Raw genomic sequence first — 17,683 nt, 5'->3', positions numbered from 1 at the left:
TTCTGAGTTAGTCATCCGGAGGTGTTTTTGCAGATGTTAGTTACGTTATCGATTCGTAATCTGGCTGTGGTGGAAGAAGTGGATGTTGTATTCCACCCGGGATTCCATGTACTTTCAGGGGAAACGGGTGCAGGTAAGTCGATTATTATAGATGCACTTGGCTTAATTGCCGGTGGACGAAGTTCAGCTGATTTGATCCGGTACGGTTGTGATAAGGCAGAGATGGAAGCCTTGTTCGAGATGGAGCAGAGTCATCCGGTATGGCAGACATTAGAGAAGCTGGGTATCCATTGTGAGCCTGAAGAGCATCTGGTTATTCGACGTGAACTGAACACGCAGGGGAAAAGTACGTCCCGCATTAATGGGCAATTGGTCAATCTGACCATGCTACGGGAAGTAGGCGAGAAGCTGATCAATATTCATGGACAACATGAACATCAGAGTTTGCTACGCGCTGAGAGCCATCTGGGGCTTCTCGATACTTATGGCTCGGAAGTCATCGGACCGATCAAAGCGAAGTACCAGGAGCGCTACAGCAAGTTTATCACGGCGGAAAAAGAACTGCGTGCCCTTCAGGAGTCCAGTCAGCGGGCATATCAACTCTTGGACATGTATCGCTTTCAGCTTGAGGAGATCGCAGCAGCAAGCCTTACACAAGGCGAGGATGAATTACTCGGGGAAGAACGGGTCAAACTATCCCATAGTGAGAAAATGATGGACAGTGTTGCTGGTGCATATGATCTGCTCAGCGGTCAACGCGGACTTGAAGCTGTGAGCATTGCTCTTTCAAGAATTGAAGACATTTCTGGATATGATAACAAAGGACTGCAACCAATCGTAGAACAGCTACAATCTGCATTTTATCAATTGGAAGATGCGACATTTCAGTTAAGGGATTACCGGGAGAAGATTGAATTTAATCCGGCAAGGCTGGAAGAAGTGGAGCAAAGGCTGAATCTGATTTCTGGCCTCAGACGGAAATACGGGGACAGTGTTGAACTTATTCTGAGTTATTATGATCAGATTAGCCATGAAACCGACCAACTGGAGAACAAGGACGAACGGCTGGAGAAATTGCGAGCTGAACGTGACAAAATGCTTAACCTTGTGATGGAGTCTGCTGAAGAGCTCAGCAAGGTTCGCAAACAATGCGCCGAGGAACTTGCTGCACAGGTGGAAAGCGAACTCAAGGATCTGCAAATGGAGCGGACTACACTGCGTGTTCAAATTACTCCTTTCGAAGATCCAAAGGGGATTGAATGGAATGGACGTCGTATTCGTCTGAATCGTCATGGTGCGGACAATGCGGAATTCCTAATCTCACCAAACCCGGGCGAGCCATTACGACCACTTGGCAAAATTGCTTCAGGTGGTGAGTTGTCGAGAATGATGCTGGCGATGAAGAGTATCTTTGCGCGACATGACCGGATACCTGTGTTGATTTTTGATGAAGTTGATACCGGAGTTAGCGGTAGAGCAGCTCAATCCATTGCGGAAAAACTGTTCCGTTTGTCTTCGACTTGTCAGGTTTTCTCAATAACTCACTTACCACAAGTGGCTTGTATGGCAGATCATCAGTATCTCATTGAGAAACATGTCTACGATGGACGGACAATGACGCAGGTGGAATCGCTGTCAGACGAAGGCAGAGTGAAGGAATTGGCACGTATGCTGGGCGGCGTGGAAATTACAGAAAAAACGCTGCATCACGCACAGGAAATGCTGAATTTGGCGGAAGCCAAAAAAGGGTGAAACGGACGGCTGGCGTAATGATTGACAGTAATAAAAGCCTGGGGGCGAGGTTATCTTATAGGTACGCAATTGGCGACCACCTTTCGTCAAGCGAAAGAAGCAAAGGGAGTGTGACAGCCATTGAATTCCCCCCTCAGGAAGAAATTGCTAGGTCTTTTATTTGCCTTCTTTCTTTGTGTGATTAGCCAGGCCATTCAGCCTGTGCAAAGTTATGCTTCACTGCCGGATGAATTGCAGGTGTTTGCTGGCAGGCAAGCGGATGTCCGGCTCGCTGTACCTGCTGCTTCAAGCGCCGTTGTAGATCGTCCTGATATCGTTGGTTTGGATGATCAGGCAGCGATGCATGTTACCAGGCAACAACCTTTGCATCTTCACCCTCAACAGACGGGACATGCCAAATTAACGTTGAAGTTGTGGGGTAAAATTCCGGTCAAAACAGTCCATGTGAATGTGATACCGGATTTGCGTGTTGTACCCGGGGGACAAACGATTGGCGTCAAGGTTAAATCGGCAGGCATTCTGGTGGTTGGACATCATCTGGTCCGTTCCGGTCAGGATGAGCGTGTATCGCCCGGAGAAACAGCGGGCATTAAGCTCGGAGATCTGATTACGCATATGGATGGAAAACGTCTGGATGGCGTAGCAGGTGTCTCTGAAGCCGTTGAACTTGCAGGGAAAAGTAAAAAAGGTATTGATGTTGTGTTAAAACGGGGCAAGGAAACGGTGAAGACACGATTAACTCCGGCGTATGACTCCGAGGATCAAGCGTGGAGGCTTGGATTGTACATTCGTGATTCTGCAGCCGGTGTTGGCACACTTACCTTCTATGCACCCGATCAGGGCGTATATGGCGCACTGGGCCATGTCATTACAGATATGAACACACAAACATCTATTGTTGTGGGTAGTGGTCAGATCGTTCAATCCAATGTAACGTCCATTTCTAAAAGTGAGACCGGTGATCCGGGTGAAAAACGTGCTCATTTCCTCAAGGAAAGCAAAATTTTGGGCAATATTGAACGTAATACGGCTTTTGGTATCTTTGGTAAAATGTCCGGAAATCCTGAGCACAGTCTGTATTCGAAAGGTATTCCCGTCGCTTTTTCTCATGAAGTAAAGGAAGGACCGGCCGAAATACTTACCGTGGTTGACGGTCAACAAGTTGAGCGCTTCTCCATTGACATTGTTCATGTGGCAGATCAAACTGAACCAGCAACAAAAGGTCTGGTACTTCGAATTACGGACCCGAAACTGCTGGATAAGACCGGAGGTATCGTTCAAGGGATGAGTGGCAGCCCCATTGTACAAAATGGTAAATTGATCGGTGCAGTTACTCATGTATTCGTGAATGATCCAAAATCGGGTTACGGTTGCTTCATTGAATGGATGTTACAAGATGCTGGCGTTATGATGAAAAAGGAAAACGATAAGAACCTCAAGGCTGGCTAAACAGCCCTGAGGTTCTTTTTTGTCGAAAGCAAACATAATATATCGGATAATGAAATAAATTATTTATTATATAGGATCAAGAAAAAAAAATAAAGAAAAATAATTTTCGACAGGAGGAATTTAACTGGCTGTGTCGAAAATTAAACGTGTAAGGAAATGTACGAAACGATGTTTAATTTAAAGGAGGATACCGTTTTGCAAAAAATTGAGGTATTGCTGGCCGATGATAATCGTGAATTTACGAATTTGCTTGCCGAATATATATCTGAGCAGGAAGATATGGAAGTAACCGGTATTGCATACAATGGAGAAGAAGTACTGCAATTGCTGGAGCAAACTCGGGATGTGCCGGATGTATTGATTCTGGATATTATCATGCCTCACCTGGACGGACTGGGTGTGCTTGAGCGCTTGCGCGACCTGAACCTGTCTCCACAGCCTAAAGTCATTATGCTTACGGCATTCGGACAAGAGAATATCACACAGCGTGCCGTGCAACTCGGAGCTTCTTATTATATTCTTAAGCCGTTTGACATGGAAGTGCTTGCGAATCGTGTGCGTCAACTGGTGGGAACACAGACGGCGATGTCCACAAGCAGCGGATCATCCATGTTCATGAAATCATCCAATGTTGTGCCAATGGGCAAACACAAAAATCTGGATGCAAATATTACGTCCATCATACATGAAATCGGCGTTCCTGCGCATATTAAAGGATATCAGTATTTGCGCGAAGCGATTACGATGGTGTATAACAATATCGAAATTTTGGGAGCCATCACCAAAACACTATATCCGGCGATTGCCGAAAAATTCAAAACCACGCCGTCCCGCGTCGAACGTGCCATCCGTCATGCCATTGAAGTGGCATGGACTCGCGGTAACATCGACAGCATCAGCCACTTGTTTGGCTACACGATCAATATCAGCAAGTCGAAACCAACAAATAGCGAGTTCATCGCGATGGTTGCTGACAAGCTGAGAATTGAGCATAAGGTAAGCTGAAAGGGTCAGGAGTAGTGAGCTGGCAAGTATAGTTTGGATTCAAATTTGATTCTAGCCAAATGGATTTTTGGCGGCCTATATCTGAATTCGTTCATTTCATGCCGATAAACTTCTGTAATATATGCCAACGAATACCGTCATTTATTGGATTAAAGATATCCAGTAAATGACGGTATTTTTGCATAACGAAATAACACAGAACATGATGATGAAATTTAGTGTTGCATGATTGCTTCAAAATTTTGAGATCAAGCATTAAAATAAGCTCACTATAGCAAAGTTTAGAAAAGGAAATAATTCATAAACTTTTACTCTCAGTTAACGCTTTTTCAAGTAGAAAGTGGTACGATGTGACCATTGACAAAGACCTACATATATATTTGAAAAGTTCGGATAAGATGCTACGAACAGAGGAGTAGAATAGTATGTTTACGCAAATAGGCGAGATTGCTGAACCAATTCCTGTAGTACAATCTGATACAAAATGTGATATCGTCTATCATCTTTTCAAGTCCAATCCTAGTCTGGAAGGTATAGCTGTTATGGGGGAGAAGGATGTGTCATTAATGATGCGGCCCCGATTCTTTCAGCAGATTGGCACCCAGTATGGCTATAATCTATATATGGGACGTCCTGTAGAACTGGTGATGAACACACAGGCACTGGTCGTGGATTATTCAGAACAGATTACAGATGTCAGTGTTCTAGCCATGGACCGAGATGAAGGGGAAATATATGATCTTGTGTTGGTCACGTCAGGAGAAAGTTTCTTTGGAGCTGTGAGTATTCGGCGTTTGCTACTTGCTGTTGCTGATGTACGGGCTGAAATGGCGATTTTTATGAACCCGCTGACTGGTCTTCCTGGTAATCATATTATAGATGAAAGGCTGTCTCAGGCTCTTCAGATGGACCAATTTAGCGTACTGTACGTTGATCTCGATCAATTCAAATCCTACAATGATAGCTACGGCTTCAAAATGGGGGATCAGCTTATTCAGGCGACAGCTAACTTGCTTCGCAAGCTATTTGTTCCCCCTGAAGCTTTTCTTGGACATATCGGTGGTGATGATTTTATTACGATCCTGAATCACCATGATTACAAATATATTAGTGAGGAAGTCATCTTAGGTTTTGAGGAAATGAAAAGGACATTCTACAACGAACATGATTGGCATCATCAATATGTTCTGGGGGAAGGACGTTCCGGGCTAAATCGGCCCATTCCTCTCGTGTCGGTATCCATCGCCGTTGTAACCAATAACAAGCGAAAATATGAAAACATAGATCAGATAATTGATGAGGCCACACGCATCAAAAAAGGTTGTAAAGCGATTGCTGGAAGTATCATCTGTGCAAATGATACCGCCGGTACTCCGTGCTAGAAATAAAATTACGAGAACGTAGAGGACAGAGAGAACCTAAAGATCTGGGTCTAAAAGCTTTCTGTAAGAAAGCTTCTTCGGAAGCTGAGGCTTCGCCTCTATACCCAAAACGTTAAAATACAGAAAAACCGCTACTTATCAGGAGTTAGTCACCTGTAATAGCGGTTCTATCATTGGATGCGAGTTAAAGGTTGTGTAGCAAACGAGCCACTTTAATCTTTAAGCTCATTATGTATACATATAAGTATGTTTGATCAATGCGTATTCAGACTCGAATATCGACGGATGGATATGAAGCAGCATGAGATGTAGAAGCCGTAGTTTGCGGACCATTTCCTGATTCCTGATCTGTGGTTCCGCCATCTGATGGGTGCTCCTTACTTCCCGTTTTCTTTCCTTCATTTACTTCCTGCTCTTCTTCTCCAGATGTTGCAGAGATAGGTGGTTGTACCCCTTTTTTAGGTGCCGGCTGATGAATCTCTTCCACCAGTTCCCCAATCTTCTGATTAACCTTGTTTAACTGGGAGTTGATGTCCTGGACGGTCTCTCGCTTTGCCTGAAAGACGGTGCGTTCTGAATTTTCCAGCATCATTGATTTGCCTAGATCGAGATCATTTGCGGGAGGATTGATCTCGAGAACAAGTCGGTCAAAGCGGGTTTCTCCTTCGGTGGTCTGAATGGAGCCCTGCATGCGATCACGCAAACCGACCAGCTTACCCAATTGATCATAAGTCTGACTATGCTTGATCAGATGATCGAGTGAAGGGGCTTGTGCCTCGTCGGTTGGTTTGGGTTGTTGCTGTTGAGCCTTTTCGGGCTGTCTTAATTTGTTCTTTTCTTGCAATTCTTCAGCTTTAATTTGGGCAATCTGGCTGTCGATCTGGGAAATGGAGCTTGTTAAGGATTTAATTCGCTGAGCTTTGGTTTTGGTATCCAACTCGTCATTGGTTTTTACACCTTGCATTTCTTCATTGAGCCGGATCTTCTGCTGCATGAGTCCCTGAATTTCTTTATCCCGATTGGAGACTTGATTCCCGGGAGTGAAACTGCTTTTGGTTGCAGATGAGATTGAATTCATATCCTCTGTTCTCCTTCTCCGCTTTATCATGGTTCTATTTACATATATCGGATGTTAAGAGAAGGATTTGAATAGCTCTTTTTTCTTCTGAATGGATTCATTGAGATCGGTTGTATTGCGTACTTCATCATAATAATTGATAATGGTTATCAATAAGTGAGTGGAAGTTCAGACACAATCTATGTAGACGGAGATGGGTTAGCAAAATGTGGAATGATTATTATATCCTCTGGAACTATGCTGCGGTGAGTATAACAGATATCCGTTACATGGAATTAGAGGCATATGAAGAGATGAAATACAAATTTCCGACAAGTACCTTTGTACTCACCATTCAGGGTGATGCTGGAGTGACGATTGACAATCAAACATATGAAGTGAGTCGCTTTTATATTTTCCATGGGGGAAAAGGGAGTAAGTTGGTGATTCAAGCAGGCGAATCCGGATTGCGCCTATATTACTTGATGTACAAAGCAAACCTGCCTAGTGGAGGGAGAAATGATCTGGGAAGGTTAATGGAGCGTATCAATCCGTTCCAAATGAACTATGGCTTTACCCCCGATATGCCAACCATTCTATATGAGCAATGGAAAAAGATGCACTTTTTGTGGGATCAAAAGAACCCTATTCAGCACTTTCAGGCCAAGAGTTTGTTCTATGCATTTGTGGAGCAGATCTCATCACAGATTCCTCGTGTATCCAATCGCTATCCAAGTATGTTGGATCAGGTCAGCAAAGTCATTGAAATTGTAGAGTCTTCGTACACCCAGCCACTTACACTTCATGTTTTGGCAGAAATGATTGGCACCAGCCCAAGAAGTTTGTCACGCAAGTTCAAGCAGTCGACTGGAACCAGTCCCATCGATTATCTGATTCAGTTTCGTTTGTTCAAAGCCAAAGAGATGTTGCTGCAAACGGACGCCACGTTGGATGAGATCGCTGTAGGAATCGGTTATCCGGATGGATATTATTTGGGGCGTATGTTCAAGAAACATACAGGTCTTTCTCCTCTGCAATTTAAAGAAAAGACCTCAGCACCTCTAAATTGGCCTGATCTGACATCAGGTGTGGCGCGAAATGACATTTTCAGAGGTGGAAGTGGAAGGTATGTTTATACTGATGGTGATAATCATTATCAATATAAACACGGAGGGTCAATAAATATGAACAGACAGACAAGAACGGGAATGCTGCTTAGCATTTTACTAAGTCTTACGTTACTGCTAAGTGCCTGCTCAACAGGTGTTGCCAGTAATTCGAGCGGGGATGCTTCCGGAAGCAAAAGTACATCAAGTTCCACGAACACAGTAACAGCGGATAATCAAAGCAAATCATTGGAACCCCGCACAGTCTCAACGGTTAAGGGAGACATTACAATCCCTGCTGAACCTAAACGGATTGTGGTTGACTTGTATCTGGGAAGTCTGATCGCCCTGGGGATCAAACCTGTGGGTACACCCGAGATGAACCTGAAAAATCCTTATTTTATCAAATCACTTGAGGGCGTGCAGAATATAGGTGAATATGAAACCATTTCTCTCGAAAAGGTGTTGGAACTTGAACCGGATCTCATTGTGACAGGTAATCCTGATTTATTTGATTCCTTTAGCAAGATTGCACCTACCTTGGTTGTACCTTATGGCGAATTGAAAAACACCCACGAAGAAATTGCCTATTTCGGTGAAGTGTTAAATAAAGAAAAAGAATCTGAGGCATGGTTAACCGATTATGACGCAAGAATTGCAGATGCCAAGAAACGTGTTGGTGAGGCGATTGATCCGCAGGCCGAAGTGTCGGTCATGCAGTTCTATGATAAAGCACCGTTGGCCTTTGGTGATAATTTTGGTCGGGGAGGTCAGGCAGTCTATAGCGCGCTTGGTTTGAATCCTCCTGCAGATAAAAAAGAGATCTTAATGAAGGATCAACTGGTTGAAGTTTCATCGGAAGCGATTCCTGAATTTGCCGGAGACTATATCATTCTAACAGCAGATAATCTGACCCTGGAAGAGTTGAAATCGAAACCGGTCTGGAGTTCACTCGATGCGGTTAAAAATGATCGTGTGTTTATCTGGAGCCCGGATCGTTCATGGTACTTTGACCCGATTGCAACATTGGATCAAACAGAGGAATTGGCCGCGTGGTTTACGAAGATCTCTGAACCAAATTAAGTCTAACAAGTGATTGATGAGGTGAAATCCAATTCCACTCTAAATTTCAGTTGATAATGAAAATTATTATCATCTATAATAAAGGTACATTAGTGAACCTTTGCTACGCATATGTTATCGGATGTGTGGCAGAATGATGACCTTGTAAGGCCTTTGTTCCGGGTGAGGTTGGGATTGGAGAGTATTCGATGCAATTAGACGAACAGATGAAATGCTGGAATCATGCCGCTGTTAAGGTTCTGGATATACGCCGAATCGTTATGGAGGCAGGGGCACAACTGAGTTCCTACACACTTCCGGCAAATGGTTTTATATATACGATTCGAGGATCGGCTGTGCTTCAATTGGATGGACAAACATACAAGGCAGAGCGGTTCTACATGCTTCATGGGGCCAAAGGATCTTCACTGGATATCCAAACCAACGAAGATTTCGAATATATGCTGCTCTATTACAGAGCATTCCTTGCCTTTCCTAGTTATCGTAAAAAGTGGTTATTGGCACAGCCGCAAGTTGCACCGTTCTCTTTGCAATATGGATTTGCGCCAAGTAGTCCGCTGGGGTTATTACGTTACCTTGATGAGCTTGAAGGTGCATGGAGTCAATCTGGCAGTCTGGATCTGCTTCATACCAAAAGTTTATTTTACCAGTTCATTCATGAAATGATGGTTCAATTGGCAGAGCAGGAGATCAAAACAGAGCTTGCTGACCCGGTGAAACAAACACTTCGTTATATACAGAACCATTATAGGGAACAGGTCACGCTTGATTTCCTGGCTGAACAGTTCAACTACAGTTCCCGACATTTATCCATGCAATTCAAACGACAGACGGGTTACAGTCCCATTGATTATTTAATTCAGACTCGAATCGCCAAGGCTCGAAATCTGCTTGTACGATCTGATGCAACGCTGAGTGAAATCGCAGCAGAAGTGGGTTATTCGGATGTGTATTATTTTAGTCGTATCTTCAAAAAACATGTGGGAATCTCTCCGATTCAGTATCAACGAAAGATAAGAGAAGAAGCGAGAGCAGAGGATCGTCCATTGGTAATCTCTGAATCGTCCATTGGCCGAAGATGGAAGTCGGGATATATTGATTATGAGAATCATTATCAATATATAGACGGAGGGTCTACACCAATGAAAAGAAGAAAAACAAGTTCCAGTATGATTATGGTTGCATTATTGAGCATAACGATGCTCCTCGCAGCCTGCTCTTCAGGTACAGCAACAACACCAGCAGCTGGCGAAGGAACGGGTGCCAGTTCCAATAACAGCAGTACGGCAGTATCATCAGACACAGGAAGCCAGACAAACAAAGACAATGAAACACGCACGGTCTCAACCGTTAAGGGCGACGTAGTTGTTCCAGCGAATCCGAAACGGGTTGTTGTACTATATCTCCAGGGAGACGTCGTTGCGCTTGGAATTAAGCCAATTGCTACATCTGAAGTATTCAACGGGGCTGCCTACAAGAGTGAGCTTGAAGGTGTAAATTCACTAGGCACCTGGTTCGAACCGAATCCTGAAGCTGTCATTGACCTTGATCCGGATCTGATCATTGTTCCTTCAGAAGAGACGTATACGTTGTTAAAGGATATCGCACCAACGGTATATATTCCATACGAGAAAATGACAACAGAAGAAAGACTCCAGAGTATAGCGAGTATTTTTGGCAAAGAACAGGAAGCTGAGACATTAATCAATAATCTTAATAGCAAAGTCGAAGAGAGTAAGCAAACACTAGCAGATGCAGGCATATTGGACAAAACGGTTTCCATTGTGGAGGGCGGTTTGAAAGGTATGGTCGTTGTAGAGAGCAAGCAATATGGCCGAGGATCTCAGGCACTATATGAATACTTGGGGATGAAAGCACCTGAAGTGGTACAAAAGAAAATTGATGTAGTTTCGGAAGCGGGAGGCTCTAATCTATCCATGGAAGTACTGCCTGAATATATCGGGGACTACGTGTTTCGTTCGGTGTATGAAGGGGCAGATAACTTGACAGATAATCCAATATGGAGCAGTATCCCAGCGATCAAGGAAGGTCGTCTGATTGAGATTGATTTCGATTTCTTCTATTATTCGGATATCTATTCAATTAATAAACAACTTGATTTTGTCGTTGAAAAGCTGTTGGCGGCTCCAAGAGCGCAATAGTAAAGAGCAGATGTGTTCGTGAAATTTTTGTACAAGAAATGTTTGTTTTTTAGCCATTGTATTTTGATAAGATTACCATTACACTAGGATTTAAGTGATAATGAGAATCGATATCAAATACTCGATGTTCTGGATCGAATTAACGGAGGTATTTTTAATATGAATCAGCAGTTGGAACTTTATGATGTAACCATTATCGGCGGTGGCCCTGCGGGCATGTACTCTGCCTTTTATAGCGGCATGCGAGATATGAAGACCAAGTTGATTGAGGCACGTGACAGATTGGGAGGTCGGATGCTCTTTTATCCGGAGAAAATGATCTGGGATGTCGGGGGTGTGACGCCAATTCTGTGTGAAGATCTGATCAAACAATTGGAAGAACAGGCAAGAACTTTTGAGCCAACCCTCGTATTTGAACAACAGATCGAAGGATTCGAGCGTCAACCTGATGGTACAATTCTGCTAACTTCTGCAACAGGTGAGCAACACTGGACACGTACCGTCATTATGGCAATCGGATATGGTATATATAAAATGGCCAAGCTGGAGCTTGAAGGTGCAGACCGTTACGAGGTTAGCAATCTGCACTATACCGTGCAAGAACTGGAGCCATTCCGTGGTAAACGCGTGTTGATCTCGGGTGGAGGCGACTCTGCTGTGGACTGGGCGAATGAACTGGAATCCCTGGCAGAGCAAGTTACGGTTGTGCATCGTCGTGACCGCTTTGGCGGGTTGGAGCGTAATGTACTGCGTATGAGAGAATCCTCTGTAGATGTCCGTACACCATATGCGGTAGAGACACTGCATAGTATGAGTGGTGATGTGATTGAACAGGTGACTATCTCACACGTGGACACAGGCGAAACTGAACTGCTTGAAGTAGATGCTGTCATTGTAAACCACGGCATGAAGAGTGACTTTGGTCCAATCCGGGATTGGGGACTTGATCTTGGCGAATGGCATGTCACTACAACGGAGAGATTACAAACCAATGTTCCCGGCGTATTTGGCGCAGGTGATTTTGTAGATTATGGTAGCAAACTGTATCTGATTGCAGGTACTTTCACGGATGCAGCCCTAGCGGTAAACAGTGCGAAGCTTTACATGGACCCTGAAGCGGAAAAAGTGGCTTATGTTTCTTCCCATAACAGTCGCTTTAAGGAGAAAAATAAAGCTCTAGGTGTTGTAGAAGAATAAAAGTCTGCAATTGGATACGTTAAGATGACTTCGGGGTAATTTAATCCCGAAGTCATCTTTTTTGCATAAAATGGGTATTATAAAGGCATAATTTCACCAGAACTAACAGCTTCCGAATTGAATATACACTACCAAATGTCTATAATAAGCCTGAGAAACAGTAGAATAACATCAAGATACAATAACTAGATCAGAGTGGAGTGCAGCGTATGAAAAAGGGATCACAGCCACAACGAGGTTTCACCTTCATCCAGCGGTGGTTCAAACGATCTGATAAAAAAAAGATCAAATGGTCTGAAATGTATCTCGCACTGGCTGGCGTGCTTCATCGCTTGTTGGTTGAAGGGCGGCGTGAACGATCAGCAGCCAAACGGCTTCATCAGGACTTGCCTATTAACGTGTTGGGCGAGATGAAGCTAGAGCCAGGGGATATTGTGTACACGCCAAGCTCGGAATCGACGTATTACGCCGGGCATATGGGCATTATCGGTCTCGACGGCAAGGTGTATCATGTGCACCCTTATGGGCCTGTATTTGCTGATTCATTAGAGTGGTATCTGACGCGATTTTATGAAGGAGATCGCTTCATTGTATTCCGTTCCAGATTGAATGAGGCTGGAATGAAAGCAGCCGGGTGGGTACAAGACCATTACAAGAAGGTAAAATTCTACCGTTTACAGACCAATCTGCGCAGTATTGAGCGCAATTACTGCTCCAAGTTTATATATCAGGCCTATCAGTTCACATCGGGACTGGATCTGTGGAGCCGCAAATTTACCCGAATGAATCAGGGGTATATCTATCCATTTCGAATTGAGCGTTCATCAGAGCTGGACGTTCTGGGAACTTTTTATAAATAAGGCTGGAACCGACTAAAATACTGTTCTTCCGAAAAAAAGGAGAGCAGGTTCTGTCGGTTTTTTTTATATGTGTAGAGATTAAAAACAGGAAAAACGCTCAAAACGTCGAATAGATTATGAGATAGGCACGCACAACTTGGAATCGTATACATAAAAAAAGACGAGATGATTATTAGCCCAGAGTAAAAAAATGACTACGAAGTAGACGAACAAGAAAGAGTGAAGCGAGATGAAATGGCCGGGTTTCATACAACGATTCCGACCGAACAAAAACGTGGTTAAGCTATCGGATTATATCCCAAAAAAGGAAAGGAGGCACTACTGTTCCATATGCAAGAAAAACGTTAAATCGGTCGTGCATTATGCCGCGCCACAGGGAAATGTTTCAGGTGTATGCAGTTCTTGTAAGTCTTTAGCGGATGAACGTGGAATGTTTCCCATTTAATAAGAAGAGATGCGCTCAGGAAATAAGAATTTTTTGATTTATGCGCGTTTTTGTAGTACATTAGCAAATGTATTCGAAGGAGGATTCTAATGTACTCAGGTAGACAAGACGATACTTTATACATCATGACCTACACCTTAAACAGCGGTATCAAGGGTACGGTTCCACTGTCTAATAAGCAGATTATTGAGTGGCTGGATTGCTACAGAAATGAGAAGCGCTTCGTGACCGAAATCGGCAAGGAGTTTTTTGGATTGAATGCAGGATTGGTAGCAGACTTCAAGGTTCAAAATCATTTATCGGATTATCAGCAGACCATTATGCCTACACAGCAGCAGGATAACCTGGAACGCTTGTCCAGTGCTTATAAATCAACCGAGTTATTAATGAAGATTGATTGTAAATGTGGCACGGCTTATGTGACGGAATCCCCATACAAGCGCACAAAATGGTACTGTACAAAGTGTAAAGAAATTGTATTTTTGGATGCCAAAAAAGGAATGGTGGAAACGTCGCGTGGTGACGCTTACTACATGACCAACAAATATTTTGTTTCCCGGGACTAGCGGGAAGTGACTCTGGAAGCATCGCTGCGAAGCGGTGCTTTTTTGTACGAATGTTTGCTCTATAACAAAAAAAGCCCCATGGGGCCTTTTTGGAAAATATCTAAGATCGATCTTTTAGAAATTATGATGAGCATTCAACTTTGTGAGGAGGAATGAAGCAGCAACGACAGCGTGGCTCGTAAGCTTCTGAATCGCCAATCATGACAACCGGACCCAAGGTAACAGGCTCCCCATTGACGATACGTTGCGTAAAGGCTGCATCCGGGCTGCCACATACCGCACAGAAAGCCGAGAGTTTCTCAATGTCATCTGCCATGGCAAGCAAACCACCGACATATCCGAATTCCTTACCACGGTAATCCATATTAAGTCCGTCCACAATGACATGTTTGCCACAATACGCTAACTCCGAGACAAGTTCCATAATGGCACTGCTGAAAAATTGTACTTCATCAAATGCAACAACATCAGCATCTATGGTTTGGTTCAAGATCATTTCTACAGATTCCGGGGTTAATTGCCGGGGAATGGAATGAGCAGGGAGTCGGTAACCAATTCGGCTTACGATCTCGTCCTGGGCAAACCGATTATCCTCGGCTGGTTTGTAGGCCACAACCTTTTTACGGCCAAATTGTATTAATTTCTGACAACGGCGAATGAGTTCACCGGATTTTTCACTGAACATGGGTCCAGTAATTACGGTAATACGTCCTGTTTGCACGGTGCTGCTACTCCTCTCACATACGGGATTCAACAAAAAAAGCGACCTTTACAGAGTACCACAAAATCTTTGGAAAGAGCCAGAACTAATCTGCGCAGCTTTGTGTTACTATATGGAATGTTAAGGTATTGGTTACGGCAGCTAGTTAACAGGAGTTGTGAAAAGAGGTGTTTTAGTATGAGTGAAGCATTATCATCACTTCAAGAGCGATATGAAAGCCTGAAAGAACAGGGATCTCTAGATGAAGCGGCGCAGGTGTTATTTGCAGAACTGTTCGCAGAAGCGGAGAGACTGCAGGCAAGTAACCTTACCTTGCGTAGAACGATCTTGAAGTCTTCTTCCAAAGAATCACGTATGTCTACCAAACTGCGGGATGCCTTATACGAATGACCCGGAGATTACTCCGGGTCCTCTTCTGTCTTTAATTTGCGAGGGAACAGAATACCTGCTGTAATTCTGGCAATCATGGCAAAGGTGAGACCAATGCCTGCAAACATGTAGATTACGGTAAAGGCTTTGCTGAATCCGGTGGTTGGCACAAAGTCAGGATGTCCCACCGTAGTCAAGGTAACCGCACAGAAGTATAACGCATCGATCCAGTGCAGACCTTCAACACGAGTGTAAAATAAAGTGCCTGATAGCAACGTTGCTGCCGTTAACGCGAACAGAGCCAGAAACTTAGGGTCTTTGAACGCATGGAAAATGCCTTTGAGCAATCGTTGTAACGTGATTAGAAATGATACCATGATGATCCATCCTGTCTATGTAAAGTAGGCGGTGTGTTGTATAAACACACAAAAAGCCCGGACTCATGGAGTCCTTCCGGGCGTCTCTGCTTTTTCGGGTACACTTTTGGACCGGAAACGGGGACCTACATAATTACGCTTGCGGTCACGGAACAAGATCCAGCCTCCCAGAAAACTCATACCTGCGGCAAAAAGGACAAGTCCACCGCCAAAGGAAAGCCACTGGAATCCTGGTGAAATCAGTTCGTTCCCGTGCTCGGCATAATATAGGAACAGGGCATCTTTCATCATCAGAAAACCCTTCATTGCCATTAACCCGGGGATGACCAGAACAACAATTGCCAAAAATCGCGCAAAGACCAATCTTGTATTCATGAGCATTATACCCTTTCTGCCAAAGTCGACATTAAATAAAGGTTACGCTTACAGATCATACCTGATTCCATCATAGCTTGGAATGCATAGGCTGTCCATGTGTGATTGGTTCAAACTTTGAGTTGACCGCTCAAGGAGAGTACAATGGCATATAGAGGGTATAAGCCAAACCATGATTTAAGCCATCATAAATTATATTGAAATTTGATTCATAGAGGAGAGCATGAGAGATGCCAATTACATGTGATGTTGCAATTCTTGGAGGAGGAACCGGTGGATATGTAGCCGCGATCCGGGCTGCACAGCTGGGAAAACAGGTTGTTATCATTGAGAAGGACAAGCTTGGCGGTACCTGTCTGCATCGTGGCTGTATTCCGAGTAAGGCTTTGCTGAAAAGTGCGGAAGTATACGCCGAAATCCAGGAGAGCGAGACGTATGGTATCGAGACAGCTGGAGCTACACTTGTATTTCCCAAAGTACAGGCGCGCAAGGATGCAATTGTCGAACAGCTCCATCAGGGCGTTCAATATTTGATGAAAAAAAATAAAATCCAGGTTGTACACGCGAAAGGTCGCGTCATCGGACCATCCATCTTCTCACCGCAGAGCGGAGCAGTCGCTGTGGAGTTTGAAGATGGCGAGATGGATACGGTAGTTCCAACCAATCTCATCATTGCCACTGGTTCGCGTCCACGTGTGTTGCCGGACCTGGAACCGGACGGCAAATTCATAATGAGCAGCGACGAAGCACTGCGTATGGATGAACTTCCTGCATCACTCATCATTGTTGGTGGGGGTGTGATTGGATTGGAGTGGGCATCCATGCTGAATGACTTTGGCGTAGACATCACAGTAGTAGAAGCAGCTGCTCACGTGTTGCCTGCCGAGGATGAGGATGTTGCCAGAGAAATGCAGCGATTGCTTGGCAAACGAGGTGTCCGTTTCCTGACAGGTGCCACCGTTCTAACCGAAACATATAACACGGATCAAGAGGGCATTGAGATTGATGTGCAGCTTGGTGAAGATAAGCAGGAAACGCTAAGAGCGGAGAAAATGCTCGTGTCGGTTGGACGTCAGGCTAATGTCGAAAATATCGGACTCGAAAATACAGATATCAAACTGGAGCGTGGGTTCATCGCTGTGAACAAACAGTTACAGACCGGTGAAGGTCACATCTACGCCATTGGTGACTGCATCGGCGGTTTGCAGCTTGCACATGCCGCAAGTCATGAAGGCATTCTCGCTGTCGATCATCTGGCGGGCAAAACGGTACATGCCGTAGAATCCCACCGTATCCCGCGCTGTGTGTACACACGTCCGGAAGCAGCAAGCATCGGATTCACCGAGCGTGAAGCCAAAGAACGTGGCTATGACATTAAAACAGGCAAGTTCCCGTTTTCGGCCATTGGCAAATCGCTTATTCACGGAAGTCGGGATGGATTCGTGAAGGTGATCGCAGATGCCAAGACGAATGATATATTGGGGGTACATATGATTGGCACCCATGTGACGGAATTAATCGCTGAGGCTTCTCTGGCTCAGATGCTGGATGCCACACCTTGGGAAGTCGGACAAACCATTCATCCGCACCCTTCTCTGTCGGAAATTATGGGTGAAGCCATGTTGGCGGTCGATGGAAAGGCCATTGGAATGTAAGCCAAACAAGCTTATGAGAAAGGTCCTTTCCTTTTTTGGGTAAAAGGGATTATAATAAGGTTAAGCCAAGTCTTAGTACCAGGTTATAAGATCGGGTAGTAAGAGTGGCACAGGCTCTGATT

Annotated in this window: 15 protein-coding genes; 11 read left to right on the top strand and 4 right to left on the bottom strand. The window is 44.4% G+C overall.

The genetic code is table 11. From position 1 onward, the window contains the following. Positions 1-33 precede the first annotated feature (33 nt). The 4 genes from recN (at position 34) to MHI55_RS20375 (ending at position 5,588) form a co-directional block, all read left to right on the top strand. Positions 34-1,752 (top strand): DNA repair protein RecN, encoded by a 1,719-nt coding sequence (recN, locus tag MHI55_RS20390; protein WP_340386702.1) that lies wholly within the window; start codon positions 34-36, stop codon positions 1,750-1,752. Positions 1,753-1,872: 120 nt separating this feature from the next. After that, positions 1,873-3,201 carry a SpoIVB peptidase gene (spoIVB, locus tag MHI55_RS20385; RefSeq protein WP_036614352.1) on the top strand — a complete coding sequence of 443 codons (1,329 nt, stop codon included), beginning with the start codon at positions 1,873-1,875 and terminating at the stop codon, positions 3,199-3,201. Positions 3,202-3,396: 195 nt separating this feature from the next. Then, entirely contained in the window at positions 3,397-4,206 is an 810-nt protein-coding gene (gene spo0A, locus MHI55_RS20380) for a sporulation transcription factor Spo0A (protein ID WP_036614349.1), read from the top strand. Between the two features lie 425 nt (positions 4,207-4,631). Further along, positions 4,632-5,588 (top strand): GGDEF domain-containing protein, encoded by a 957-nt coding sequence (locus MHI55_RS20375; RefSeq protein WP_340386700.1) that lies wholly within the window; start codon positions 4,632-4,634, stop codon positions 5,586-5,588. A gap of 265 nt (positions 5,589-5,853) precedes the next feature. Here MHI55_RS20375 and MHI55_RS20370 read toward each other — a convergent pair whose 3' ends face one another. Further along, positions 5,854-6,666 carry a hypothetical protein gene (locus tag MHI55_RS20370; RefSeq protein ID WP_076251107.1) on the bottom strand — a complete coding sequence of 271 codons (813 nt, stop codon included), beginning with the start codon at positions 6,664-6,666 and terminating at the stop codon, positions 5,854-5,856. A gap of 269 nt (positions 6,667-6,935) precedes the next feature. Here MHI55_RS20370 and MHI55_RS20365 point away from each other — a divergent pair, with 269 nt between their 5' ends. The 5 genes from MHI55_RS20365 (at position 6,936) to MHI55_RS20345 (ending at position 14,064) form a co-directional block, all read left to right on the top strand. Then, the gene (locus tag MHI55_RS20365) at positions 6,936-8,834 is read left to right on the top strand and encodes an AraC family transcriptional regulator (RefSeq protein WP_340386697.1); all 1,899 of its coding nucleotides are present in this window, start codon (positions 6,936-6,938) and stop codon (positions 8,832-8,834) included. Between the two features lie 188 nt (positions 8,835-9,022). Continuing rightward, entirely contained in the window at positions 9,023-10,996 is a 1,974-nt protein-coding gene (locus MHI55_RS20360) for an AraC family transcriptional regulator (protein WP_340386695.1), read from the top strand. Positions 10,997-11,155: 159 nt separating this feature from the next. Continuing rightward, the gene (locus tag MHI55_RS20355) at positions 11,156-12,193 is read left to right on the top strand and encodes an NAD(P)/FAD-dependent oxidoreductase (RefSeq protein ID WP_340386693.1); all 1,038 of its coding nucleotides are present in this window, start codon (positions 11,156-11,158) and stop codon (positions 12,191-12,193) included. Between the two features lie 209 nt (positions 12,194-12,402). After that, a complete protein-coding gene (locus tag MHI55_RS20350; protein WP_340386690.1) occupies positions 12,403-13,053 on the top strand; it encodes a hypothetical protein in 651 nt (216 codons plus the stop codon). Positions 13,054-13,587: 534 nt separating this feature from the next. Further along, complete coding sequence (locus MHI55_RS20345; RefSeq protein WP_017687614.1) at positions 13,588-14,064, top strand: hypothetical protein; 477 nt, start codon at positions 13,588-13,590, stop codon at positions 14,062-14,064. Positions 14,065-14,185: 121 nt separating this feature from the next. Here MHI55_RS20345 and MHI55_RS20340 read toward each other — a convergent pair whose 3' ends face one another. Continuing rightward, positions 14,186-14,785, bottom strand: coding sequence for a thymidine kinase (locus MHI55_RS20340; RefSeq protein WP_017687615.1), 600 nt, complete (start codon positions 14,783-14,785; stop codon positions 14,186-14,188). Positions 14,786-14,962: 177 nt separating this feature from the next. Between MHI55_RS20340 and MHI55_RS20335 the strand changes: the two genes are divergently transcribed. Further along, positions 14,963-15,175, top strand: coding sequence for a hypothetical protein (locus MHI55_RS20335; RefSeq protein ID WP_076251114.1), 213 nt, complete (start codon positions 14,963-14,965; stop codon positions 15,173-15,175). 8 nt (positions 15,176-15,183) lie between these two features. Here the strand turns inward: MHI55_RS20335 and MHI55_RS20330 are convergent, their stop codons facing one another. After that, positions 15,184-15,531 (bottom strand): potassium channel family protein, encoded by a 348-nt coding sequence (locus MHI55_RS20330; RefSeq protein WP_076251116.1) that lies wholly within the window; start codon positions 15,529-15,531, stop codon positions 15,184-15,186. 63 nt (positions 15,532-15,594) lie between these two features. After that, the gene (locus MHI55_RS20325; RefSeq protein WP_036607881.1) at positions 15,595-15,906 is read right to left on the bottom strand and encodes a DUF2627 domain-containing protein; all 312 of its coding nucleotides are present in this window, start codon (positions 15,904-15,906) and stop codon (positions 15,595-15,597) included. Between the two features lie 230 nt (positions 15,907-16,136). On the opposite strand from MHI55_RS20325, the gene lpdA reads away from it, so the two are divergent. Then, positions 16,137-17,561 carry a dihydrolipoyl dehydrogenase gene (lpdA, locus tag MHI55_RS20320; RefSeq protein WP_076251118.1) on the top strand — a complete coding sequence of 475 codons (1,425 nt, stop codon included), beginning with the start codon at positions 16,137-16,139 and terminating at the stop codon, positions 17,559-17,561. The last annotated feature ends 122 nt before the right edge of the window (positions 17,562-17,683 follow it).

The organism is Paenibacillus sp. FSL E2-0151 (assembly GCF_037993015.1).
Lineage (GTDB): Bacteria > Bacillota > Bacilli > Paenibacillales > Paenibacillaceae > Paenibacillus > Paenibacillus amylolyticus.
This window is presented reverse-complemented; position numbering and strand designations above follow the sequence as displayed.